Consider the following 20,667-nt stretch of genomic DNA (forward strand, 5'->3'; position numbering starts at 1 on the left):
TTTTTTATTGTTTTTTACCTGGCCACTTGAATCCTGGCCCCCTTGACCCCTTCTGAAACAGATCGGCCCAACCGAAAAAATTGTGCGCTCGGCGTCACCTTCTCTTGATATTGATCTGCTTTTTTTGACATGGTATGGTGTCTTTCCACAATCAACACAGGAGTGCACATGAACTACATCGTAAAAGACCTGATGGTGCCCATCTCGGAATATGCCACCGTGCCGGTGGGCGCCACCCTGTTTGAGGCGGTGCTGGCCCTGGAAGAGGCCCAGCTCAATTTCGACCGTTCCAAGTACCAGCACCGGGCCATCCTGGTGATGGACGACAATAATCACGTGGTGGGCAAGCTCAGCCAGCTCAACGTGCTGCACGCCCTTGGCGCTGATGTTGACAACCGGGAAATCAAGACCATCCGCCAGTTGGACCGGTTCGGATTTACGCCGCAGTTTATCAGCGCCATGGAGGCCCGGAGACGGTTTGCCGGCCGCAGCCTGAAAAACATCTGCGCCGCACCCGCCGCCATGAAGGTGGAGCAGTTCATGAAAGCCACCACCCCCGGTGAATACGTGGATGAAAACGTCACCCTGGAAAGCGTGATCCCCCAGTTTGTCTACGGCGCCCATCTCTCCCTGCTGGTGACCGGCAACGGTGACATCGTGGGCATTCTCCGCCTGTCCGACGTGTTTGCCGCCGTGTTCCACGCCATGGAAGAGTGTCATCACGAAGCCGCCGGCGCTCCATCAACCGACAAGCCCTCAGGAGAAACAGGATGAAAGAACTGCAACGCCTTCTGGACAGACTGATACAGCGCGCCAATATCAACCTGCGGGAGATCAACTACGACGCCACGCCGGTGATTCAGAACCTGGTGCCGTTACGCCAGATGGACAAATTTTACGCCTTTTACGGCATTTCCAACTATCATCCCTTGGACCTTCAGTTCCAGCACGCCAACCTGGCCGGCAGCTATTTTCTGGGAAAATGCCGGGTGGCCAGCTCCCTGGTCTACAAAAGCGACGTGCGGGGCGACGAACTCAAGAAAAAGGGAGACGTCTTTAAATTCCAGAATTTTGAAATCCCCATCACCCGGGACGAGGGCATCGACATCGAAGACAGCTTCCTGGTCAAGACCCTGGTGCACAACTTCTCCCACGACCCGGAATCCCTGGAATGGTTTTTCATCAAAGACACCATCTCCACCCATTATGCCAACATTCACGGCTCGCCCTGCGACGGCTGTTTTCTCGGCCCCTTTGCCACGGCTGACCTCACCACCCTTCGGGACTGCATCATCGGCGCCTTTTCCTATGTGCAGGCCGGCGAAATCAGCCACATGAGCATCAAGCCGGGCACCATCTGGGTGCGCAGCCCCGGCGCGTTCAACTTCTTCTACCAGTACGACCGGAGCCGGCTGGAAAAATACATCAGCTACACCACCGGGTCGGCGCCCACCGGTATTTTCATGGAGGTGGCCGAGGCGTGCAAGGAGGATTTTCAGAACATCTTTGACCGGGTCCACATCGAACACCCCGTGGCCGTGCCGGAGACAGCGTCGGTGGACCGGTACGCCCTGGTCAAGGGCGGCACCCACATCAGCGATAACGTGCTGGTGGCCCAGCGGGCCTTTCTGGACAACGCGTGGATGGGCAAGGGCGCCAACGCCCAGGAGAACTGCTATATCGTGAACTCCCGGCTGGAGGGCAACAACGTGACGGCCCACGGCGCCAAGATTCTGGACGCGGAGCTGGGCAAAAACGTCTTTGTGGGGTTCAACAGCTTTCTCAACGGCCGGCCCAAAACCAAGCTCAAGATCGGCGAAGGCTGCATCATCATGCCCCACACCATCATTGACGCGGAAACGCCCCTGGCCATTCCCGACGGCCACCTGGCCTGGGGCATGATCACCGGTCCCGCCGACATTAAAACCAACACCATTTCCATCAAAGAGTTTGCCGCCGTGTCCGACCACTTTTCCATGGGCGACCTCTTTTTTGAAGGCAGCGGCAAGGCCTTTGTGGAGGCCTTTGAGCATCGGATTCAGCACATCCTGGAGGCCAACGGCGCGTTTTGCGACGGCACCTGCAGCCTGGGCCACGCCCAGTTCAACCAAAAGATCTCCTTTAACACCCTGCAACCCTATTCCGAAGGAGACCTGAAAGGGCTCTTCCCGACCATCACCATCCGGCCCTGACCCGGCCCTGCATATCGCCCCTTCGACAGGGAATGCCAAACCATAAAAGGCATTCCCTGTTTTCATTATCCGAATCGAAATCGCTATCGGGATCGGGATCGGTATCGAAATCGAGCAGAAAACGATTTCTCCAAATCCCGTAACAGATCAACGCCCGCACAGGCATCACAAGCCAAACAATAAATTGAAATAACTAAGAATTATTAATATTCAGCCAACCTGTTCAGCGTTTTTAGCAAAGTTTTTTTAAAAAAAGATATAAACAGTTTGTCATCTGAGCCTCAAGGACCTTATTTTGTTTGACTTTTTATATATTGACAATCAATTTTCAATCATATTAAATGCCTCAGGGGATATTTTTTCGGTCGGAAACGAGAATCACAATAATATTAATGTTCTACGATGAATCATTTGAGGACATAAATTATGCCAAAAAAACATGGAGATATTATCCCCGAAGAAAAAATATTAAATATTATTATAGTTGTCCGGGGAAAAAAAGTTATACTTGATTCCGATTTGGCGACACTATATGGCGTAGAGACCAGACGCCTAAACGAGCAAGTTCGTCGCAACATTGATAAATTTCCAGACGATTTTATGTTCCAATTAACCAAAGGGGAATTCGAAAACTTGAAATCGCAATTTGCGACATCAAGTTCCACTTGGGGCGGCCGACGGAAACTCCCATTAGTTTTTACTGAACACGGAGCCTTGCAAGCAGCAAATATTCTGAATTCATCCCAAGCGAATAAAATGAGTGTCTTTATCGTCAGGACTTTTATCAAGCTCCGTGAGATGGCGTTGAAAAACGAAAAATTATCAAGGAAATTCATAGAATTAGAAAAACGCGTAAGCGACCATGACGAAATTTTAATTGAATTGGTTCATGAAATAAGGAAACTTATCGATAGCCCAAAGGGAAAGAAACAATCGATTGGCTTTATAGAACCAGTTAAACGAAAGAAAAAGAATATATCGTAGAACAAAGCGGTGTAGCTGATGTCACGGTTTGCTTTTCGCTACGCTCAGGCAAGCCCCGCCACAGCTACCCGCATGCGTTAACTGCCGACCAGGTGTATAAATATGCCATCCCTTTTCGACAACCTCCCCCCCGATCTGGCCGAAGAGTTCTTTGAGACCCTGTGGAAGACGGACAGCGTTAAAATCGAACGGATCGTATCAAAGGGCCACGCCTCTCCACCGGGATTCTGGTACGACCAGGAAGAAGACGAGTTTGTCCTGGTGGTCAGGGGAAGCGCCGGTCTCAGGTTCGAGGGCCGGGAAGATATTGTTGAACTCAGGGCCGGAGACTGGATCAACATCAGGGCCCATGTGAGGCACCGGGTGGAGTGGACCGACCCGGCCGGAGAAACCGTGTGGCTGGCTGTTTTCTCCCGGAGAGAAAGCCGATCTTGACAGGCACGACAACTGGTGTATAGTTGTGGTGTATATGGCTCAAGAGGTGCATCATGATAAGAACCCAGATTTACCTGACGGAAAAACAGCGCAATCAGTTAAACGCCATTGCCAAGGTTGCCGGCAAAAACCAGAGCGAGCTTATTCGAGAGGCCATTGACAACCTGATCGGCAAAACCGGGGGCGGGCACAGGGCGTCGGTGTTGCGGCAGGCGGCCGGCATATGGAAAGACCGGACAGACCTTCCCGATTTTGACGCCCTTCGTGAAGAATGGAACAGGAACTGATCATGGAACGGCCCGTTCTTGTTGACACGGATGTTCTTGTTGACTTTTTCCGGGGGCATGAAAAAGCCGGGGCGTTTGTCAACACCCATCATGCGCGTATCATCCTGTCGCCGATTGTCATCGCGGAACTTTACGCCGGCGTCAAGGGAGAAGCGGAGCAGGCCGCGTTGAAAGACTTTTTCTCGCTTTTCCCTGTTGTCCCTATCAGCGCCGAAATCGGCAAGGCCGGGGGGCTTTACAGAAGGGACTATGGTAAATCACACGGCGTGGGACTTGCAGATGCGATCCTGGCCGCCACCGCGAAAATCGAAAACGCGGAGCTGAAAACGCTCAACACCCGGCACTATCCCATGTTCAAAGGGCTCAAACCGGCCTACACCAAATGATTCGCCAGCCGCTGGCGCAGCCGCGTGTAGCGCAGGTTGGGCCGGTTGTTGTTCACGCTGATGGCCAGGGCCTTTTTGGTGCCCACCATCACCACCAGGCGGCGGCCCCGGGTCACGGCATTCCCTGTTTTCATTATCCGAATCGAAATCGGGATCGGGATCGAGCAGAAAACGATTTATCCAAGTCCCGCAACGAATCAACGCCCGCACAGGCATCACCATCCAAACAATAAATTGAAATCATATAGAATTATTAATATTCAGCCGGCCTGTTCAGTGTTTTTATAAAAATTTTTTAAAAAAACAATATAAACAGCTTGTCATTTGAACCTCAAGGCCCTTATTTTGTTTGACTTTTTATATATTGACAATCAATTTTCAATTGTATTAAATGCTTCAGGGGATATTTTTTCGGTCGGAAAACGAGAATCACAATAATATTAATGTTATGTGATAAGTAACACCATCGTAAAAATCTTCTTGTGAACGTATGTTAAGTATTAAAGGGTGGGCATAGATACCGTGAGCATGAAAAATAAACTCAAACCTTGGGCAGCGCGCCCTTTTGAACTGATTTTCCATGCGGAGATTCATTACCGCAAAGGTAGTGATTACGATCGTAGATTAGCACTCATAAGCTTTGACAATGCCATTGAGGTATCCATAGCCACATATTTATCTTTGAATCCCTTACAGCGAGGAAATAGGCAATATCCTAAAAAAGATATAGAAAAATGGATGAACAACTATCATTCTAAGCTTGATTTTTTCGCGTTAGAAATACAGACGCGGGGTCTACCTGAATATAAAGAGAAAGCTGAGATCGTGTGGTATCACGACCAACGCAATGAGCATTATCATGGCGGCGGATTCGGTGTTCCCCAACAGGATACACTGGATGGAATACGGCAGGTAGCACTATGGGTATTCTCCGTTCTCTTTGAAGCTGCAGATATTGAAACAGACTTAGAAGCGGCTATCTCAGAAAGTGATAAGGAGATGCCATCAATTCCAGACAGCTTTATCGTTCCACGCGGAGCAGAATTAAACAAATTTGCTAGTGATACGGCCCAAGCAAAGGCATTAACTGCCGCCACAATGATTGGAAAATGGTACGAAAGCAACGAAAACGATTTAAAAATAATAAGGAAGATAGTTGATGGATTTTGATTCATGGATAGCCAGCCTTCGAGAAGTTCTTCAAGGGCAAGATAATCCATTGGCTCTGCGAAACGGGCGCTGGGAAGTGGTAGATCGGAAGGAGCTTTGGCATGGCTTGGGTTCTAGAATATTCGATACTCATTTAGACCAGTTCAAAGACTGTGCAGTTGAGGTGCTTTCAGAGTTAGACCCGCAATTTGAGTTACCTGCTGAGGAGCGTTATGCTGCAAACATTCATGGAAAAGTGCTTAATCATTCGTCAGATCTACGTAAAGGTTTAGCAGAAACTTTGGCGTTGCTTGGGAGCCATGGAGGTATATTAAAGAACTGCACGCAGCATAAGCCAGAATTTATTGCCGTTCTATCCATTCGCGATATTTTCGAGCAAGCAAACTGGCAACTTTGGGGAAGCCTAAATAGCCTGTTGCCCACGCTATCCGAAGCTGCACCTGGTGAGTTCTTGAATTTGGTACAAAATGCACTTCAGAAACAACCATGCCCCTTCGATGAGCTATTTGCTCAAGAGGGAAAAGGCATTGCAGGTAGAAATTACATGACTGGTTTACTTTGGGCATTAGAAGGTTTGTCCTGGGCTGAAGAACATTTTATGGGTGTAGCTATAATTTTAGCTGAGCTAGCATCACATGATCCAGGTGGGAATTGGACAAACAGACCAGTCAATTCTTTAATAACCATCTTGTTACCATGGTATCCACAAACGCTGGCGCCAATTGATAAACGTATTGCGGCTATTAAGGCAATAAGAAGGGACTTTCCCGATATTGCTTGGAAGGTACTACTTAGTCTGCTACCTAATCAGCACCAGACATCATTTGGTGTTCACAAACCGCTCTGGCGTAGCATCGTTCCCAAAGATTGGGAGCCCAAAGTCACCAATAAACAATATTGGGATCAGGTTGCTGGCTATGCAGAGATTGCTGTCGAAATGGCTTGCGGCGACTTAGATAAACTCAAAGAACTAGTAGCAAATCTTGATAATTTGCCCAAGCCATCATTTGATCAGGTTTTGAAATACCTATCTTCAGAAGCTATCACCAATCTTCCAGAAAACCAACGCTTACCGATTTGGACAGATCTTACAAATTTTGCAAGGAAACACCGACGTTTTTCAGATGCGAAATGGGCTCTAAATGATGAAAATATCACCCAAATTGAGGCCGTTGCAAATAGACTAGCACCCACCAGCCCGGAGGGCCTGTACCGGAGGCTTTTCGTTAGCAAAGAATTTGATCTCTATCACAAAAACGGGGATTGGGAGGAGCAACATAAGAAACTGGATGAAAGACGTCAAAAAGCTATTCAGGAAATTTATGATGCCAGTGGATTACAGGGTATTATAGCCTTTATTAATGAAGTTGAATCCCCAAATAAAGTGGGTTGGGCCTTAGGTCTAATAGCCGATAGTGGCATAGACTCTGATTTATTAAAAAACTATTTAGATACTGAAGACACTATCTATCGGCAATTTATGGGTGGCTTTGTTTGGGGCCGATATCAAAATCAAGGATGGGAATGGGTTGATGGATTAGATAGAGCTGAATGGACTATTGCACAGAAATGTCAGCTTTTGATGTATTTGCCTTTCGAAGACGATACATGGAAGCGCGCTGTCGATTGGCTAGGTGATGCCGAGTATGAATATTGGCAAAGAGTTCCAGTTAATCCTTATCAATCTAAAAGCGATCTCTTGTTCGCCATCGACAAACTGTTAGGGGTAGCTCGGCCACAGGCGGCAATTGCTTGCCTAAATTATCGATTACATAAAAAATTGCCTTTTGATGCAAAAAGGACAGTCCGTGCTCTATTAGAAACTGTATCTTCTTCAGAACCAACAGCGAATATTGATTCATATGAAATTACAGAACTTATCAAAGCATTGCAGAATGATTCCAATACAGATCAAGATGATCTTTTTAAGGTTGAATGGGCATATTTACGGCTACTTGACCGGCATAGTGGTGCTGAACCTAAATTACTTGAAAAATACCTTTCCACGCAACCGGATTTCTTTTGTGAAGTTATCCGGCTTATCTATCGATCCAAGAATGAGGAAACGCAAGGTGAAGAGCCTGGTGAGGTTAAAAAAGCTCTTGCATCGAATGCTTGGAGGCTTTTGCACGAATGGAGGAGGCCACCAGGTTTACGTGAGGACGGGAGTTTCTCTTCAGAAGATTTCGAAGCGTGGCTTAAAAGTGTTAAGCATCTATGTAAGGAGTCAGGCCATCTTGAGGTTGCCATGATTAAAGTTGGAGAAGTATTGCTTTATTGCCCTCCAGATCCCCAAGGGCTCTGGCTTCCTCGGTCGGTTGCTTCCGTATTGAATGCCAGAGACGCTGAAGAAATGCGGAGCGGTTTTCGTACTGAGATATTCAATTCTAGAGGAGTACACTCGGTTGATCCAACTGGGAAGCCAGAAAGAGATCTTGCCGCACTGTGGCGGGAAAAAGCTGATGCATTAGAAAATTCTGGATTTGCAAGATTCGCGTTCACATTGAGAGAACTGGCAAACTCATACGATCGTGAGGCTGAGCGGATAATAGAAGAACACAAGTCAAAAGTTGAATAAAAGATTGTATATGAAACCATAGTCATTACAATTATTTGACTTTTTATAAACTGAAGCAGAGAAGCTAAAACACATAACCAAGCTAATTCAGCCGACGCAAAAAACCGCGCGGCTGATTAGCGGGCGTTCGCCGACCAAGTGCATAAATATGCCATCCCTTCTCAAAAACATACCCACCGATCTGGCCGAAGAATTCATTGAGACCCTGTGTTCGACAGACAGCGTCAAAATCCAGCGGATCGTGTCAAAGGGCCACGCCTCTCCGCCGGGATTCTGGTACGACCAGGAAGAAGACGAGTTTGTCCTGGTGGTCAGGGGAAGTGCCGGGCTTCGGTTTGAGGGCCGGGAAGATATTGTTGAACTCAGGGCCGGAGACTGGATCAACATCAAGGCCCATGTGAGGCACCGGGTGGAGTGGACCGACCCGGCCGGTGAAACCATCTGGCTGGCCGTGCATTATGACTGACCATGACCGTCCTTACCTTTATGCACCGGCCAGCCGCTGGCGCAGCCGCGTGTAGCGCAGGTTGGGCCGGTTGTTGTTCACGCTGATGGCCAGGGCCTTTTTGGTGCCCACCATCACCACCAGGCGGCGGCCCCGGGTCACGGCCGTGTACACCAGGTTGCGCTGCAACAGGATGTAGTGCTGGGTCAGAACAGGCATCACCACCGCCGGATACTCCGATCCCTGGGACTTGTGCACGGAAATGGCATAGGCCAGCACCAGCTCGTCTAACTCTGAAAAATCGTAAGCCACCTCCCGCCCGTCAAACAGAACGCCCAGCACCCGGGCCTCCTGATTGATACGGACAATGCGGCCGATGTCGCCGTTGAACACTTCCTTGTCATAGTTGTTGCGAATCTGCATCACCTTGTCCGACAGGCCGAAGGTGGCCTCGCCCCGGACAATGCCCTTTGACTCCGGGTTTAACGCCTTCTGCAGCCGGTTATTCAGGTTGATGGCGCCCACCGTTCCCTTGTGCATGGGGGTCAGCACCTGAATGTCGTCAAAGGGATCAAGGTCAAACTTTGCCGGAATGCGGCGGGTGACCAGGTCGACAATGGTGTCGGCAACCGTGTCCGGGTCTTCCTGGTCCACAAAGAAAAAGTCGCCGGCTGTATCGTCGTTCTGAATATGGGGCAGTTGTCCCTGGTTGATCAGATGGGCGTTGACCACGATCCGGCTCTGCCTGGCCTGGCGGAAAATCTCGTTTAACGTCACCACCGGCGCCACGCCCGAGGAGATAATATCGTTTAACACGTTGCCCGGCCCCACCGACGGCAACTGGTTCACGTCCCCCACAAGGATCAGCACGGCATGGGGCGGCACCGCCTTGAGCAGGTGGTACATCAGCACCGTGTCGATCATGGAGGCCTCGTCGATCACCAAAAGATCGCACTCCAGGGGCCGGCTGTCGTGGCGCTGGAACCCGCCCTTGGCCATGGAAAACTCCAGCAGGCGGTGAATGGTGCGGGCCTCGTGGCCGGTGGCCTCCTTGAGTTTCTTGGCGGCCCGGCCCGTGGGCGCGGCCAGCAGCACCACGGCCCCCAGGGCGTTGATGATGTGCAGCACGGACTTTACGATGGTGGTCTTGCCCGTACCCGGCCCGCCGGTGATCACCATGAGCTTGCTTTTGGCCGCGGTGCGCACCGCCTCGGCCTGCTTCTCGGCCAGGGTGATGGAAAGCTTTTTCTGCACCCAGTCCACGGCCCTGGCCGTGTCGATCTCCCGAATCACCTTGCCGGTGGCCACCTGCTCTTTTATCCGGCGGGCGATGCCGGTTTCGCACAGAAAATAGCCGGCCAGGTAAACCCCCTTGCCGTCCTCGCCGTCGTCATCCTTCAACTCCTCGACCACGATATTTTTTTCCGTTGCCTCGTCGGCAACGGCAGCCACCACCAGTGCCCGGTCCACGCCCAGGATCTCCATGCTCTTTCGGACCAGCGGCTCAAAGGGGTAATAGACATGGCCGTCATCGCCCAGGCTGGAAAGCACATGCAGCACCCCTGCCCGCACCCGCACCGGTGAATTTTTGGCAAACCCCAGTTTTTCAGCGATGCGGTCGGCGATGAGAAACCCGATGCCGGCCACGTCAGCGGCCAGCCGGTAGGGGTTGTTCGTCACCACGTCCATGGTGCCGGTGCCATACGTCTGAAAAATGCGCATGGCGTAGCCGGAGCCGATGCCCTGGCTCTGCAAAAAGACCATCACGTCCCGGACTTCTTTGTGGGCCTCCCAGGACGCCTGAATCATGGTGATGCGTTTCTTGCCGATGCCCGGCACTTTGGCCAGGCGGCTGATGTCGGTCTCCAGGACCTGAAGGGTCTTTTTACCGAACTTTTTTGTGATGCGCTCGGCCGTGACCGGGCCGATGCCCTTGATCATGCCTGAGGCAAGGTATTTCTGAATGCCCTCCACCGTGACCGGGGCCCGGGCTTTGTAAGATTCCACCTTGAACTGGTCACCAAAGGAGGGGTGGGTGGTCCACTGGCCCTGCATTTCAAGGACCTCACCCGGTGACACCCCCAGCAACGGCCCCACCACGGTAACCGGGTCTTGTTGGCCCCGCACCCTGACCCGGGCCACGGTAAACCCGCTCTCCTCGCTGGTGTAGGTGATGCGCTCCAGCTGGCCTGTCAATGTGGTTTCCATGGAATCGGCGGCTCCGGGCAAAAAATTGCGTCAAACGCCCGTTTCGGGCTGAACACGAGCATACCATTTTCTGCCGGTCAGACAATCAAAAAGAGGCCCGCCGGCGCGGTTGCAATACCTGCAACGCGCCAACGGGCCTCCTGGTGTTTTGATCAGTTCAGTCCGGACAGACTATAAAAAGGTGTGGCGCCGGGCCGGCTTTTTGCCGTGGCTGCCGCTTTTTTCAAAAGTCTTCGGTCGCGGTGAAGACTGCCGGGCCGGTTTTTTTCGGGCCGGCCGGTGGGCCGAATCGGTGCGGGCCGGCGCGCTGCCGGTAAAGGCCGGAGCCGCTGCCTTGTAATTAAAACTTTCCAGGGTCCGCTGCTCAATCTCCGACCCCAGCAGCCGGTTGATGGCCCGTACCATGTTTCTGTCCTCACCGGTAATGAACGTAAACGCCTCTCCGGTGCAGGTGGCCCGGCCGGTACGGCCGATGCGGTGAATATAGGCTTCCGGCGTGGAGGGCACGTCATAGTTGATGACATGGGAGACCCGTGTCACGTCGATGCCCCGGGCCGCGATATCCGTGGCCACCAGGATCTGAAAGGTTCCTTTGCGAAAACCGTCCAGAGCCGCCTGGCGTTTGACCTGGGACAGGTTGCCCTGCAGCGAGGTGGAGCGAAAACCGGCGCCGGCCAGTTTCTGGTCCAGGTTCTTGGCGCGGTGCTTGGTGCGGGTAAACACCAATACCGACCGGGCCTGGGTCTGCTTTAACAGGTCCAGCAGAAACGCGGTTTTCAGGTGCTGGGCCACCGGGTAGAGCGCGTGGCTCACCGTGTCCGCCGGCGCTTCATTGCCGACCTGGACGGTGGCGGGATTCTGCAGAATATCCGCGGCCAGCTTGCGAATCTCAGCGGGCATGGTGGCGGAAAACAGCAGGGTCTGGCGCTGTTTCGGGAGATGGGTGAGGATCTTTTTGATATCAGGGAAAAACCCCATATCAAACAACTGATCCGCCTCATCAATGACCAGCACCTCCAGTTTGGACAGGTTGGCGGTACGGCGACCGATATGGTCCAGGAGACGGCCCGGGCAGGCCACCACGATATCAACCTTTTTCAACTTCTGAATCTGGGGGGTGATGCCCACGCCGCCGTAAACCGTGGCGCTTTTCAGGCCGGTCTTGCGGCCCAGAACGCCAATGGCCTGGTGGGTCTGCTCCGCCAGTTCCCGGGTGGGGGCCAAAATCAGGGCACGAATGCCGCCTTTCTGCCCCTTCATTAACCGATGCAGGATCGGCAGGACGAACGCGGCGGTTTTGCCGGTGCCGGTCTGGGCCATTCCCATGACGTCACGGTTTTCCATGACCGGGGCAATCGCCTGGACCTGAATCGGTGTGGGGACTGCATAACCGGCCTCTTTAATGCCGGCTGCTACCTGGGGGTTAAAACCAAATGCTTCAAAATTCAACTTGCTACCTTTTCTTTCCGTGTTCCTAATATAAAAAAAGCCCCGGAGTCATTCCGGGGCTTATGTAATGTCTTTCATCAACAACCAGGAACACTGTTATGTTGCTGCGACACTACAGGGATACAGTGTGGTTGTCAAGCATTATTATCTGAGTTCAAAGCAAATCCTGACGTACGCCTCAAAAGTGGTTCCTCTCCCGGTTGTTTATCCAAATCGAAATCGCTGTCGGGATCGGTATCGAAATCGAATTGTCTTTACGGCGTTACTCTCAAAGAGTATTTCTCTTATCCTGCTTATCCGTGTACTTTTCTTGGCGGCAAGAAAAGTACCAAAAGAACCGGCCCGTGCAGCTTGGCCTTCGGCTTCCCTCGCGCAAACGCTTTTTTCGGCGCGGGCAGGAACTCGCCCGCTTCGCGGTGCTCAAACAGCCTGCCCGCTTTTTTCCGAAAAAAGCATTTTCGCTCGGCTGCGCTGCAATGGGCGGGGCCTGCCATTGATGCCCTGACGTGGTATATAAAAGATTTGCTTTCCCAGAGACAACCTGGTTTTAACTCTTATTATCGTAATTTGTAAATTCAAATGATTATTTTATAGACCTGTCAATAACAACACTTGGATCCTTGAACCCTTTGCACCCAGCAACGCGGTTATTGGACTTTTTGCGAAGCCGTCCATCTTCCCCGTTGGAATCAGGGGTTGCCCCTGCTCTGGCCGTTTGCCAGTGCCCCGGCGATCAGGTGGGCCGCGCGAATGGGCTCCGGAATCCGGCTGTGCACGGCAAACCGCTTTATCACCTGCCGGGCCTGCTCCATTGAAATATCCACGCGCTGCACAAAAATATCCGCCACTTCTTCCATTTGCCCCAGCCGTTCAATCACGGCCCATTTCTTTTTGCCTTCCGGAATTGACGCGAGCAGGGCTTTTTTGATGGCCTCCATGTCGGGCCGAACCCGGGAGACCACCAGCACGGGCAGGCCGGTCCGCTGATGCAGGCTAAACACGTCCACCACGTTGAACCCGCCCAGGGCAATGCCCTGAAGCAGGATCAGGCGAATATGATCCGCAAACCGGGATTCCGTAATCAGGGTTGCCAGCACGTCAGCGGCGTCAGTGCCGTCTTTCTGAATCTCTCCCATTAACACGCCGTCAAACCGCAGGCCGGCATAGACCGCGCCCACCACGGCCACCGGTCCCGCATGGTCCCTTGCAAAGGGCGCGTCGTCAAACCCCACCACATTGGAAAAGTGTTTCATGTCCCGTCGCTTTCGAGATTTTTCCTGCAAATTATACCACACCCTGCCCGGTGCAGACACAGGATCAAGGGGCCACCTTTTTACTTTACAACCGCCGGGCGGCATTGATACTCTGAAACGCCTGAACACGTGGGATTTGCCGGATAAGATGCTTGCGGCCCCTGTTTCGGAAAAATATTTGAACTGCATAAAACCATCACACAAACCGGAGACAGATTCATGACAGAAACGATTCGCATCATGCCGTGCCTGGACATGCAAAACGGACGCGTGGTCAAGGGCGTTCATTTTGTTGATATCAAGGATGCCGGAGACCCGGTGGAATGCGCCAGGGCCTATTGCGCGGGCGGGGCCGACGAACTGGCCCTGCTGGATATTACGGCCACGGTGGAGGGCCGGGCCACCATGCTGGACGTGGTCCGCCGGGTGGCCGACGTTGCCACCGTCCCCTTTACCGTGGGTGGGGGCATTGCCGACGTGGCCTCGGCCGAGGCCGTGCTCAAAGCCGGGGCCGACAAGGTCTCCATCAGCAGCGCCGCCTTTCGCAAGCCGAACCTGGTGCCGGACCTGATTTCCGCCCTGGGCGCTGAAAAAGTGACCGTGGCCATTGACGTGGACCAGAACCCGGCCCTGCCGTCGGGGTACGAGGTTTACGTGGACGGCGGCCGCACCGCAACAGGGACCGATGCCGTGGAGTGGGCCAAAAAGGTGGACGGGTTCGGGGTGCCGGTGATTCTGCCCACCAGCAAGGCCGGGGACGGTGCCCAGACCGGCTACGACCTGCCGGTGATCCGGGCCATCAAACAGTCGGTTTCCGCCGAAGTGGTGGCCTCGGGCGGCGCCGGCACACTGGAACACTTTTACGAGGCAGTGCAGGCGGGGGCCACCATTCTGCTGGCCGCCTCCATGTTTCACTTCGGCATGATCCGGATCGACGAACTCAAATCATACCTGAAAAATCGCGGCGTGGCGGTAAAATAGACGAAGGCAAAACCATGATCCAGTGCCCGGCAGAGGCAAAAGCGTCATGGGACGTTGTGGTGATCGGCACGGGCATGGGCGGGTCGGCGGCCGGGGCCATCTGCGCCCTGAACGGCTTGAAGACCCTGATCGTGGACAAAAACCCCGCACCCGGCGGGGCCTGTTCCTGCTACGAAAAACAGGGATTCCGGCTGGACACCGGCACCCACCTGTTTATCCGGTGTAACAGGGGCCCTTTTGGCGATCTTACGAAACGTCTGGGCATGGGCCTGCCCATCGAATTCCGTCGCACCCGGTACCTCACCCACGTGAAGGGCATGAACGTGGACGCCCGCATTCCGGCCGGACGGTTCGGTATGGTCATGGTGCTTCCCCTGCTGATCTGGCAGCTCAAAATTCATCCACGATACCACGGCCCCATTCTCCGGCTGTTTTACGACATCGCCCGCATGAAACCCCGACAGGTAGAGGCCTTGGATAAGGTCCCCATCGAAGCCTTTCTGCTGCGCTATACTGAAAACCCGGAGGTGCGGGCCATGATGGGTATTCTGCTGGGGCTTTTCTTTGTGCTTCCCGCATGGGAGGCATCGGCCGGGGAGAGCATCTGGAACCTGCAGAAGATGTTTGTTGAAAACTGCCTGGGCTATCCCAAAGGCGGGGCCATCACCATTCCAAAGACATTTCTTGCCGGCGCGGAACGCCATGGCGCCGAAGTCCGCCTGAAATGCGGGGTTGAAAAAATAGAGATTCAGCACAACCAGGTCAAGGCCGTGGTCCTGGACAACGGGGAACAGGTCACCACCCGGTCCGTGATCAGCACCACCGCCCTCAGGGACACGGTGTTCCGGCTGGCAGGCGGCGATCTTTTCCCGCCCGGTTACGTGGCCGGGGTTAAAAAAATCAAACAGGCCTGGACCGCGGTCCAGGCCAAGATAGCGGTCAAAAAACGCCTGATTCACGCCGGTTCGATGGTGGGATGCGTGCCCCTGCGGTTCAAAATCGAAGACCGGGTGGTGCGGGAAGCCATGGCCCGGGTTGAAAACGGCATTCAGGGCGACACCATTCCCATCTACGCGCCGGTGCCCACCAACTACGACCCGGACCTGGCACCCGAAGGCTGCCACATCATCACGGCTGCGGCCGTGGCCCCCACCCTGGACGTGCCCCTTGCCGACAACGAACAGGTATGGATCAACGGCCTGATGAACGCCCTGCACCAAATGGTGCCGGGCTTGAAGGAGAACACCCTGTTTGCCGACACCTGGACCGTGGCCGACCTGGCCGGCTGGATCGGCAAAAGCAGCGGATCGGTGATCACCACGGCCCAGACCGTGGACCAGGTGGGCCCCGGCCGGCCGGATCACCGGACACCGGTTGAAGGGCTCTACATTGCCGGCGACTGCGCCGGCCCGGCCCGGGGCGTGGGCACGGAACTGGCCTGCCAGAGTGGAATGGACTGCGGAGACCTGGTGTCATCGGATCTGCGGCGCGGTGAAGGATAAAGCTTTTCCGGACCGGCTGCTTACTTACTGAAGGAACGCGGCTGCGTTTTTCTGCATGGCCTCGAAATCAGCGTCGGAAAGGCCGGCGCCACGGACAATGCGACGGGCCGTCTCGTGGTCGATGAGGTCCGACGGCGCGTGGGTATCGGTATTGATCACCATGCCGGCACCGTGTTTTTTCGCCAGGGCCGCCACGTGGCCGTTGGCAAGAGAGTGACCGGCCCGGGCCGAAATCTCCAGCAGCACATTGTTCTTTTTAGCGGCCATCACCTCGTCCTCGGTGATCAGGCCGGGATGGGCCAGGATGTCCACACCCGCGTCAATGGCTGCCCGGTTGGTGCCCGGCGCCACCGGCTCGGCCAGGGTCTCGCCGTGAACCACCACGATGCGGGCCCCCAGGGAGCGGGCCTGAATCACCACCCCGGCGATCAGGGACGGATGCACATGGGTGATCTCGATACCGGGAATCACCTGGATCGCCAGAACATTATTGAGCTCCTCGGCCACGTCCACGATGCGGGGGAGAATAAAATCGATGTTGGAGGAGTCGCCGTGGTCGGTGATGGCAATGGCGGCAAGGCCCTTGTGCTCGGCCCGCCGGGCCAGCTCGGACGGAATCAGTACGCCGTCGCTGAAAATTGTGTGCATGTGCAGGTCGATCATGTTTCCCCCGTTTTTGGGCGGCTTTTTACGAAGCCGTCACACTTTATACTTTCCAAAATCATCGGGAGAAAGACTGGCCAGATACTCGGCCCACTTCTTTCCCTCTTCGCTCTTGTCCTTGACCTCGTAAGTTCGGGCCCCGCCGTCGGGTTTGAGGGCCGCGATCACCTTTTCATCCACAAACACCGGAGCGCTAAACCGCACCGCCATGGCAACGGCGTCGCTGGGCCGGGCGTCAATGGAGAACTCGTTGTCGCCGGAGGCAAAATAGATACGCGCGTAAAAGGTGTTCTCCTTCAAATCGCACACCTCAATGCGCTCCACATCCACATGCATCATGGCGATAAAATTCTTGAACAGGTCGTGGGTCATGGGCCGTTCGAAATGGACCTCCTGAAGGGCCGATGCAATGGCCGTGGCCTCCAGCAGGCCGATCCAGATAGGAATGGTCTCCTGGGTGTCCACGGTCTTGAGTACCAGAATCGGGGTTTTGGAGTCCTGGTCCAGGGCCAGGCCCAGAATATCAACCTTATGCAGCATGCGCGTCTCCTCCTGCTCCCGGTTTCTCAACACCTACGGCAATGCCGGACAGGCTGTGGGCCAGGCCGGACATGATCTCCACGCGCACCATGGCGCCCGGTCCAACGGCATTGCCGCTGGCAAGCTCCCGGGGCACCGTGAAATTGGCCACCCGGTTGCAGGTGGTGCGGCCGGTCCACTGGACGGTATCCGCCGTGATGTCGTTTCTGCCCGAGGACTTGCTTTTGCCCTCCACCAGCACCTGTTCGACACGGCCCTCCAGCGCCCTGTTTTTTTCAGCGGTGATCCGGTTCTGCAGTTCCAGCAGGGCGTAAATGCGCTGCTGCTTTTCCGCTTCATCCACCTTGCCGTCAAACGCACGGGCCGGTGCCAGGGGCCGGTCTGAATACATGAAGGCAAAGATGCTGTCGTACCGGACCTTTTCGATCAGGTCCAGGGTCTGTAAAAAATCCTGCTCCGTCTCCCCGGGAAACCCCACAATGATATCGGTGGAAAGGGCCATGCCGGGTTGGGCCTCCCTCAGCCAGTGAAGTTTTTCCAGATAGGCCTGCCGGGTGTAGCGTCGGTTCATGCGCTTTAAAACAGCATCGGAACCGGACTGGGCCGGCAGGTGCACGTGACTGCACAGTTTGTCAAGGGAGGTAAAGGCCGCTGCCAGTTCCGGTGAAAGGTCCTTGGGATGGGAGGTGGTAAACCGAATGCGGTGCAGCCCGTCAATCTCGTTGACCCTGGCCAGAAGGTCGGCAAAAGAGCAGAGCCCCTCTTTTTGGCCATAGCTGTTCACGTTCTGGCCCAGCAGGGTGATCTCCCGCAGCCCGCCGGCCACACGGGCCCGAATCTCATCAAGAATATGCTCCGGCGCGCGGCTGGTCTCCCGGCCCCTCACATAGGGAACCACACAGTAGGTGCAGAAGTTGTCGCACCCCCGCATGATGGTGATAAAACCGGTTACCCCGCTGCTGTCCGGCCCCTGAAGGGCATGCACCGATTCGTCGATGGCGGCGGTCATCTCCACGTCCACGATGCGGTCGCCCTGGTGCGCCACGGCCTGAATATGTCCGGGCAGCCGGCCCAGGGCATGGGTGCCGAACACGATATCCACGCAGGGGAAAGCGTCAAGTAACTGCCGGCCCTCCTCCTGGGCCAGGCATCCACCCACGCCGACGATCATGTCCGGCCGGGCCCGCTTCATGGCGGCCAGCCGGCCCACAAAGCTGGTGGCCTTCTGTTTGGCCTTGGCCCGAATGGTGCAGGTGTTGACAAAGACCAGGTCGGCCTGTTCAGGTGCGTTTACGGATCGGTGGCCCATGGCGGTAAGGATGGCCGACAGCTGGGATGAATCGTACACGTTCATCTGGCAGCCGATGGTATGGATGTAAAACCGCTTCATGGACGAACGTCCTCTTCTTACTCATCCCCGCCCTGAATTTCCAGTCTCTGAATATCGGCCAGCAGAATTCGCACGTCGGCCACCGGGGAAGAACCGTAGCAGGCCATGTCCGCCTTCATGACCAGCCGGACCGTGTCGCCGTCCTTTAACTGGATCAGGGCCGAAACCGTCCCGTCCGCGGCCTTTTCAAACGCTGCCGACCGGATTCGGTCAAAATCCACCGATGCGTCGGCCATACCCATCTTGCCGAAAAAAAAGGTGCTCCCATCGCAGGAAAACCGGTTCAGCACAATGGAAAGGCCGGACCGGTCCACCAGGGCCGCGGAAAAATCACGCGCCGGTTCCGGAATTTCGATGCCGCCCTGGCCGGCACCGCCCATGCCCAGGCACATCACCGCCGCCATCACCGACAACAGCAGACACACTCTCTTTTTCATCGACTTTCTCCCGCAACGAATGAACCAAAACCAGCATCCGGACTAATAAGGAAGCTCCGCCGCCGTAAATCCTGTGTCTTCCATCAGCATCTCTTTTTTCAGGTCAGCCAGAATCTTTTCGACCTCGTCTTCACAACCCGGCGCAATGGAGAGCACCACCGTTCCCGCGGCCGCATCCAGGGTGGTCAGAACGGCCAGGCCGTCATACCCCTCAAACACAAACCGGAGAAAAGCGATTTCCCGGCGGTCCACCCGGAAGTAACGCCGACTGGTCTTTTTTCCACCTTGCACAAAAATTTCCTGAAAATCAAGCGGCCCGGCAAGAAAACACCGGCCCTATTTTTTCACCCGCTCCACATAGTTTTTTGTGCGGGTATCTATCTTGATCACCTCGCCAACCTCTATAAACGGCGGCACCTGGAGTACGCAGCCGGTTTCCACGGTAACCGGCTTGTTGCTGCCCGAGGCGGTATCGCCCTTGACCCAGGGATCGGCCTCGGTGATGGCCAGCTCCACAAAATTGGGCAGGGTCACGCCGATGGCCCGGTTGTCAAAAAACAGCACATCGCACACCGTGTTTTCCTTGAGCAGGTCCAGCACTTCAGCGACCTGAGACGGGGGGACAAAAATCTGGTCATAGGTGGTGCAGTCCATGAAGCAGTAGTTTTCCCCGTCAAAATAGAGGTACTCCATCTTGCGTTCTTCAAGGTTGGCACGCCCCACCTTGTCGCCGCTTCTGTAGGTATGGTCGTACTGCGAGCCGGTCAGCATGTTCTTGAGCTTGCACTTGTAAAGGGCCTGGCCCTTTCCCGGCTTGACGAATTCAAACTCCATAATCACATAGGGATCCCCGTCGATCTCGACCTTCAACCCCTTCCGTAATTCACCCGCTTCATACATGTTTGATTATCCTCCAGTTCTGAGTTATGGCACCGGCCGCCGCATCAGGCTTACCGGGCACTGCCGCCGTTCGCCCGAATATTTCATGAAATATCCGGGTTAGCCTCATCCCGGGCAATACAGGCCTCGGCCCGGCGGGTCTCTTCGACAAACCGCCGGACCCGGTCCATGTCCTTAGAAAACCGCACCGGGTTGCCGGCCGGATCGCGCCGGTTGGTCTGCGTACAGCTGTCCACGCCGGCGGGCCGTGTCTGAACGATCCCGTCATACACATTTTCCGGCGACATACCTCCTGCTAATATAACGGGAACCGGTGTGGATGCAACCAATTTCGCCACCACGGCCCAGTCGGAAGGCCTGCCGGTGATGCCCACAAACCCGGGAACCGGGGCCGCTTCCCGGGCCGTGGGGGAGGTGTCGGTAAGAAACCAGTCGCACAAATGCTCGATCTCCGGCAGCAGGGCCAGCAGGTCGTCTGTTTCGGCCTCTCCGGGGAGCCCTACCGGCAGGGTGCGCATGGTCTGAATCTCCGGAAACCGCTGTTTGACAATCCGCTGAACGGCAAAAATGTCGTTCAACTGCTTTCGGCCCTCGTCCCCCAAAGGCAGGTGCTCGCAGAAGTGGACAATGGCCGGCCGGTAAAAATCCAGCATTCGGGAAATAGTGTCCGGGTCGGAAAAAAGCGGAATCATGCTGCTTTTTGCCCCTGCCTGGGCTGCCAGGCGCACTGTGTCCTTTAATTCGGCCACCTTCCATCGTTCCGGGTCAAGCACCACGCTGCCCAGATGGTCCACGCCCCCATTGATCAGCGATTCGGCCTCGTCGGGCGTCTGCACCTCGTAAATCTGTACGACGATTTTCTTCATG

General features: G+C 54.8%; 22 protein-coding genes. 11 read left to right on the top strand and 11 right to left on the bottom strand.

Annotated elements, in window-relative coordinates; translation table 11 throughout:
- Positions 1-168: 168 nt before the first annotated feature.
- The 6 genes from DOLE_RS12005 (at position 169) to DOLE_RS12030 (ending at position 4,284) form a co-directional block, all read left to right on the top strand.
- Positions 169-774 (top strand): CBS domain-containing protein, encoded by a 606-nt coding sequence (locus tag DOLE_RS12005; protein WP_012175754.1) that lies wholly within the window; start codon positions 169-171, stop codon positions 772-774.
- Positions 771-2,192: a transferase gene (locus DOLE_RS12010; RefSeq protein WP_012175755.1), complete on the top strand. Its 1,422-nt coding sequence runs from the start codon at positions 771-773 to the stop codon at positions 2,190-2,192. The genes DOLE_RS12005 and DOLE_RS12010 overlap by 4 nt, the downstream gene beginning before the upstream one ends.
- Positions 2,193-2,618: 426 nt before the next feature.
- A complete protein-coding gene (locus tag DOLE_RS12015; RefSeq protein WP_012175756.1) occupies positions 2,619-3,176 on the top strand; it encodes an ORF6N domain-containing protein in 558 nt (185 codons plus the stop codon).
- Positions 3,177-3,278: 102 nt separating this feature from the next.
- The gene (locus tag DOLE_RS12020; RefSeq protein WP_012175757.1) at positions 3,279-3,611 is read left to right on the top strand and encodes a cupin domain-containing protein; all 333 of its coding nucleotides are present in this window, start codon (positions 3,279-3,281) and stop codon (positions 3,609-3,611) included.
- 53 nt (positions 3,612-3,664) lie between these two features.
- Positions 3,665-3,898, top strand: a complete 234-nt coding sequence (locus DOLE_RS12025) for a ribbon-helix-helix protein, CopG family (RefSeq protein WP_012175758.1) — start codon at positions 3,665-3,667, stop codon at positions 3,896-3,898.
- A 2-nt stretch (positions 3,899-3,900) separates the two neighbouring features.
- Positions 3,901-4,284 (top strand): type II toxin-antitoxin system VapC family toxin, encoded by a 384-nt coding sequence (locus DOLE_RS12030; RefSeq protein WP_041280537.1) that lies wholly within the window; start codon positions 3,901-3,903, stop codon positions 4,282-4,284.
- Here the strand turns inward: DOLE_RS12030 and DOLE_RS18235 are convergent.
- Positions 4,272-4,418, bottom strand: coding sequence for a hypothetical protein (locus DOLE_RS18235; RefSeq protein ID WP_012175760.1), 147 nt, complete (start codon positions 4,416-4,418; stop codon positions 4,272-4,274). The genes DOLE_RS12030 and DOLE_RS18235 overlap by 13 nt on opposite strands.
- Before the next feature lie 394 nt (positions 4,419-4,812).
- Here DOLE_RS18235 and DOLE_RS17515 point away from each other — a divergent pair, with 394 nt between their 5' ends.
- The 3 genes from DOLE_RS17515 (at position 4,813) to DOLE_RS12040 (ending at position 8,498) form a co-directional block, all read left to right on the top strand.
- Positions 4,813-5,454: a hypothetical protein gene (locus DOLE_RS17515; protein ID WP_052294299.1), complete on the top strand. Its 642-nt coding sequence runs from the start codon at positions 4,813-4,815 to the stop codon at positions 5,452-5,454.
- Positions 5,444-8,032 (top strand): hypothetical protein, encoded by a 2,589-nt coding sequence (locus DOLE_RS12035; protein ID WP_012175762.1) that lies wholly within the window; start codon positions 5,444-5,446, stop codon positions 8,030-8,032. The genes DOLE_RS17515 and DOLE_RS12035 overlap by 11 nt, the downstream gene beginning before the upstream one ends.
- A gap of 148 nt (positions 8,033-8,180) precedes the next feature.
- Entirely contained in the window at positions 8,181-8,498 is a 318-nt protein-coding gene (locus DOLE_RS12040; RefSeq protein WP_012175763.1) for a cupin domain-containing protein, read from the top strand.
- 18 nt (positions 8,499-8,516) lie between these two features.
- On the opposite strand, the gene recD2 is transcribed toward DOLE_RS12040, so the two are convergent.
- From recD2 to DOLE_RS12060, 3 genes are all read right to left on the bottom strand, one after another.
- The gene (recD2, locus tag DOLE_RS12045) at positions 8,517-10,685 is read right to left on the bottom strand and encodes an SF1B family DNA helicase RecD2 (protein WP_012175764.1); all 2,169 of its coding nucleotides are present in this window, start codon (positions 10,683-10,685) and stop codon (positions 8,517-8,519) included.
- A gap of 171 nt (positions 10,686-10,856) precedes the next feature.
- Complete coding sequence (locus DOLE_RS12050) at positions 10,857-12,134, bottom strand: DEAD/DEAH box helicase (RefSeq protein WP_012175765.1); 1,278 nt, start codon at positions 12,132-12,134, stop codon at positions 10,857-10,859.
- A gap of 689 nt (positions 12,135-12,823) precedes the next feature.
- Complete coding sequence (locus DOLE_RS12060; RefSeq protein WP_012175766.1) at positions 12,824-13,387, bottom strand: endonuclease dU; 564 nt, start codon at positions 13,385-13,387, stop codon at positions 12,824-12,826.
- A 219-nt stretch (positions 13,388-13,606) separates the two neighbouring features.
- Between DOLE_RS12060 and hisF the strand changes: the two genes are divergently transcribed.
- Complete coding sequence (gene hisF, locus DOLE_RS12065) at positions 13,607-14,368, top strand: imidazole glycerol phosphate synthase subunit HisF (RefSeq protein ID WP_012175767.1); 762 nt, start codon at positions 13,607-13,609, stop codon at positions 14,366-14,368.
- Between the two features lie 14 nt (positions 14,369-14,382).
- Positions 14,383-15,870, top strand: a complete 1,488-nt coding sequence (locus DOLE_RS12070) for a phytoene desaturase family protein (protein ID WP_012175768.1) — start codon at positions 14,383-14,385, stop codon at positions 15,868-15,870.
- Positions 15,871-15,894: 24 nt separating this feature from the next.
- On the opposite strand, the gene DOLE_RS12075 is transcribed toward DOLE_RS12070, so the two are convergent.
- From DOLE_RS12075 to DOLE_RS12105, 7 genes are all read right to left on the bottom strand, one after another.
- Positions 15,895-16,533, bottom strand: a complete 639-nt coding sequence (locus tag DOLE_RS12075) for a histidinol phosphate phosphatase domain-containing protein (protein WP_012175769.1) — start codon at positions 16,531-16,533, stop codon at positions 15,895-15,897.
- A 36-nt stretch (positions 16,534-16,569) separates the two neighbouring features.
- Positions 16,570-17,073 (bottom strand): bifunctional nuclease family protein, encoded by a 504-nt coding sequence (locus DOLE_RS12080; protein WP_012175770.1) that lies wholly within the window; start codon positions 17,071-17,073, stop codon positions 16,570-16,572.
- Positions 17,063-18,463: a tRNA (N6-isopentenyl adenosine(37)-C2)-methylthiotransferase MiaB gene (miaB, locus tag DOLE_RS12085; protein WP_012175771.1), complete on the bottom strand. Its 1,401-nt coding sequence runs from the start codon at positions 18,461-18,463 to the stop codon at positions 17,063-17,065. The genes DOLE_RS12080 and miaB overlap by 11 nt, the downstream gene beginning before the upstream one ends.
- Positions 18,464-18,480: 17 nt before the next feature.
- Positions 18,481-18,900 carry a hypothetical protein gene (locus tag DOLE_RS12090; protein WP_012175772.1) on the bottom strand — a complete coding sequence of 140 codons (420 nt, stop codon included), beginning with the start codon at positions 18,898-18,900 and terminating at the stop codon, positions 18,481-18,483.
- Positions 18,901-18,942: 42 nt separating this feature from the next.
- The gene (locus DOLE_RS12095; protein ID WP_012175773.1) at positions 18,943-19,191 is read right to left on the bottom strand and encodes a DUF4911 domain-containing protein; all 249 of its coding nucleotides are present in this window, start codon (positions 19,189-19,191) and stop codon (positions 18,943-18,945) included.
- A gap of 45 nt (positions 19,192-19,236) precedes the next feature.
- Positions 19,237-19,800, bottom strand: a complete 564-nt coding sequence (gene efp / locus DOLE_RS12100) for an elongation factor P (RefSeq protein ID WP_012175774.1) — start codon at positions 19,798-19,800, stop codon at positions 19,237-19,239.
- An 83-nt stretch (positions 19,801-19,883) separates the two neighbouring features.
- Entirely contained in the window at positions 19,884-20,666 is a 783-nt protein-coding gene (locus DOLE_RS12105; protein WP_012175775.1) for a phosphoribosylanthranilate isomerase, read from the bottom strand.
- Between the last annotated feature and the right edge of the window lies 1 nt (position 20,667).

Origin of the sequence: Desulfosudis oleivorans Hxd3, assembly GCF_000018405.1 — a bacterium.
GTDB lineage: Bacteria > Desulfobacterota > Desulfobacteria > Desulfobacterales > Desulfosudaceae > Desulfosudis > Desulfosudis oleivorans.

Bases quoted from the DNA above. Each gene is read 5' to 3' on its own strand.
- DOLE_RS12005 (WP_012175754.1), top strand. From the start codon at position 169: ATGAACTACATCGTAAAAGACCTGATGGTGCCCATCTCGGAATATGCC.
- DOLE_RS12010 (WP_012175755.1), top strand. From the start codon at position 771: ATGAAAGAACTGCAACGCCTTCTGGACAGACTGATACAGCGCGCCAAT.
- DOLE_RS12015 (WP_012175756.1), top strand. From the start codon at position 2,619: ATGCCAAAAAAACATGGAGATATTATCCCCGAAGAAAAAATATTAAAT.
- DOLE_RS12020 (WP_012175757.1), top strand. From the start codon at position 3,279: ATGCCATCCCTTTTCGACAACCTCCCCCCCGATCTGGCCGAAGAGTTC.
- DOLE_RS12025 (WP_012175758.1), top strand. From the start codon at position 3,665: ATGATAAGAACCCAGATTTACCTGACGGAAAAACAGCGCAATCAGTTA.
- DOLE_RS12030 (WP_041280537.1), top strand. From the start codon at position 3,901: ATGGAACGGCCCGTTCTTGTTGACACGGATGTTCTTGTTGACTTTTTC.
- DOLE_RS18235 (WP_012175760.1), bottom strand. From the start codon at position 4,418: ATGAAAACAGGGAATGCCGTGACCCGGGGCCGCCGCCTGGTGGTGATG.
- DOLE_RS17515 (WP_052294299.1), top strand. From the start codon at position 4,813: ATGAAAAATAAACTCAAACCTTGGGCAGCGCGCCCTTTTGAACTGATT.
- DOLE_RS12035 (WP_012175762.1), top strand. From the start codon at position 5,444: ATGGATTTTGATTCATGGATAGCCAGCCTTCGAGAAGTTCTTCAAGGG.
- DOLE_RS12040 (WP_012175763.1), top strand. From the start codon at position 8,181: ATGCCATCCCTTCTCAAAAACATACCCACCGATCTGGCCGAAGAATTC.
- recD2 (WP_012175764.1), bottom strand. From the start codon at position 10,685: ATGGAAACCACATTGACAGGCCAGCTGGAGCGCATCACCTACACCAGC.
- DOLE_RS12060 (WP_012175766.1), bottom strand. From the start codon at position 13,387: ATGAAACACTTTTCCAATGTGGTGGGGTTTGACGACGCGCCCTTTGCA.
- hisF (WP_012175767.1), top strand. From the start codon at position 13,607: ATGACAGAAACGATTCGCATCATGCCGTGCCTGGACATGCAAAACGGA.
- DOLE_RS12070 (WP_012175768.1), top strand. From the start codon at position 14,383: ATGATCCAGTGCCCGGCAGAGGCAAAAGCGTCATGGGACGTTGTGGTG.
- DOLE_RS12075 (WP_012175769.1), bottom strand. From the start codon at position 16,533: ATGATCGACCTGCACATGCACACAATTTTCAGCGACGGCGTACTGATT.
- DOLE_RS12080 (WP_012175770.1), bottom strand. From the start codon at position 17,073: ATGCTGCATAAGGTTGATATTCTGGGCCTGGCCCTGGACCAGGACTCC.
- miaB (WP_012175771.1), bottom strand. From the start codon at position 18,463: ATGAAGCGGTTTTACATCCATACCATCGGCTGCCAGATGAACGTGTAC.
- DOLE_RS12090 (WP_012175772.1), bottom strand. From the start codon at position 18,900: ATGAAAAAGAGAGTGTGTCTGCTGTTGTCGGTGATGGCGGCGGTGATG.
- efp (WP_012175774.1), bottom strand. From the start codon at position 19,800: ATGTATGAAGCGGGTGAATTACGGAAGGGGTTGAAGGTCGAGATCGAC.
- DOLE_RS12105 (WP_012175775.1), bottom strand. From the start codon at position 20,666: ATGAAGAAAATCGTCGTACAGATTTACGAGGTGCAGACGCCCGACGAG.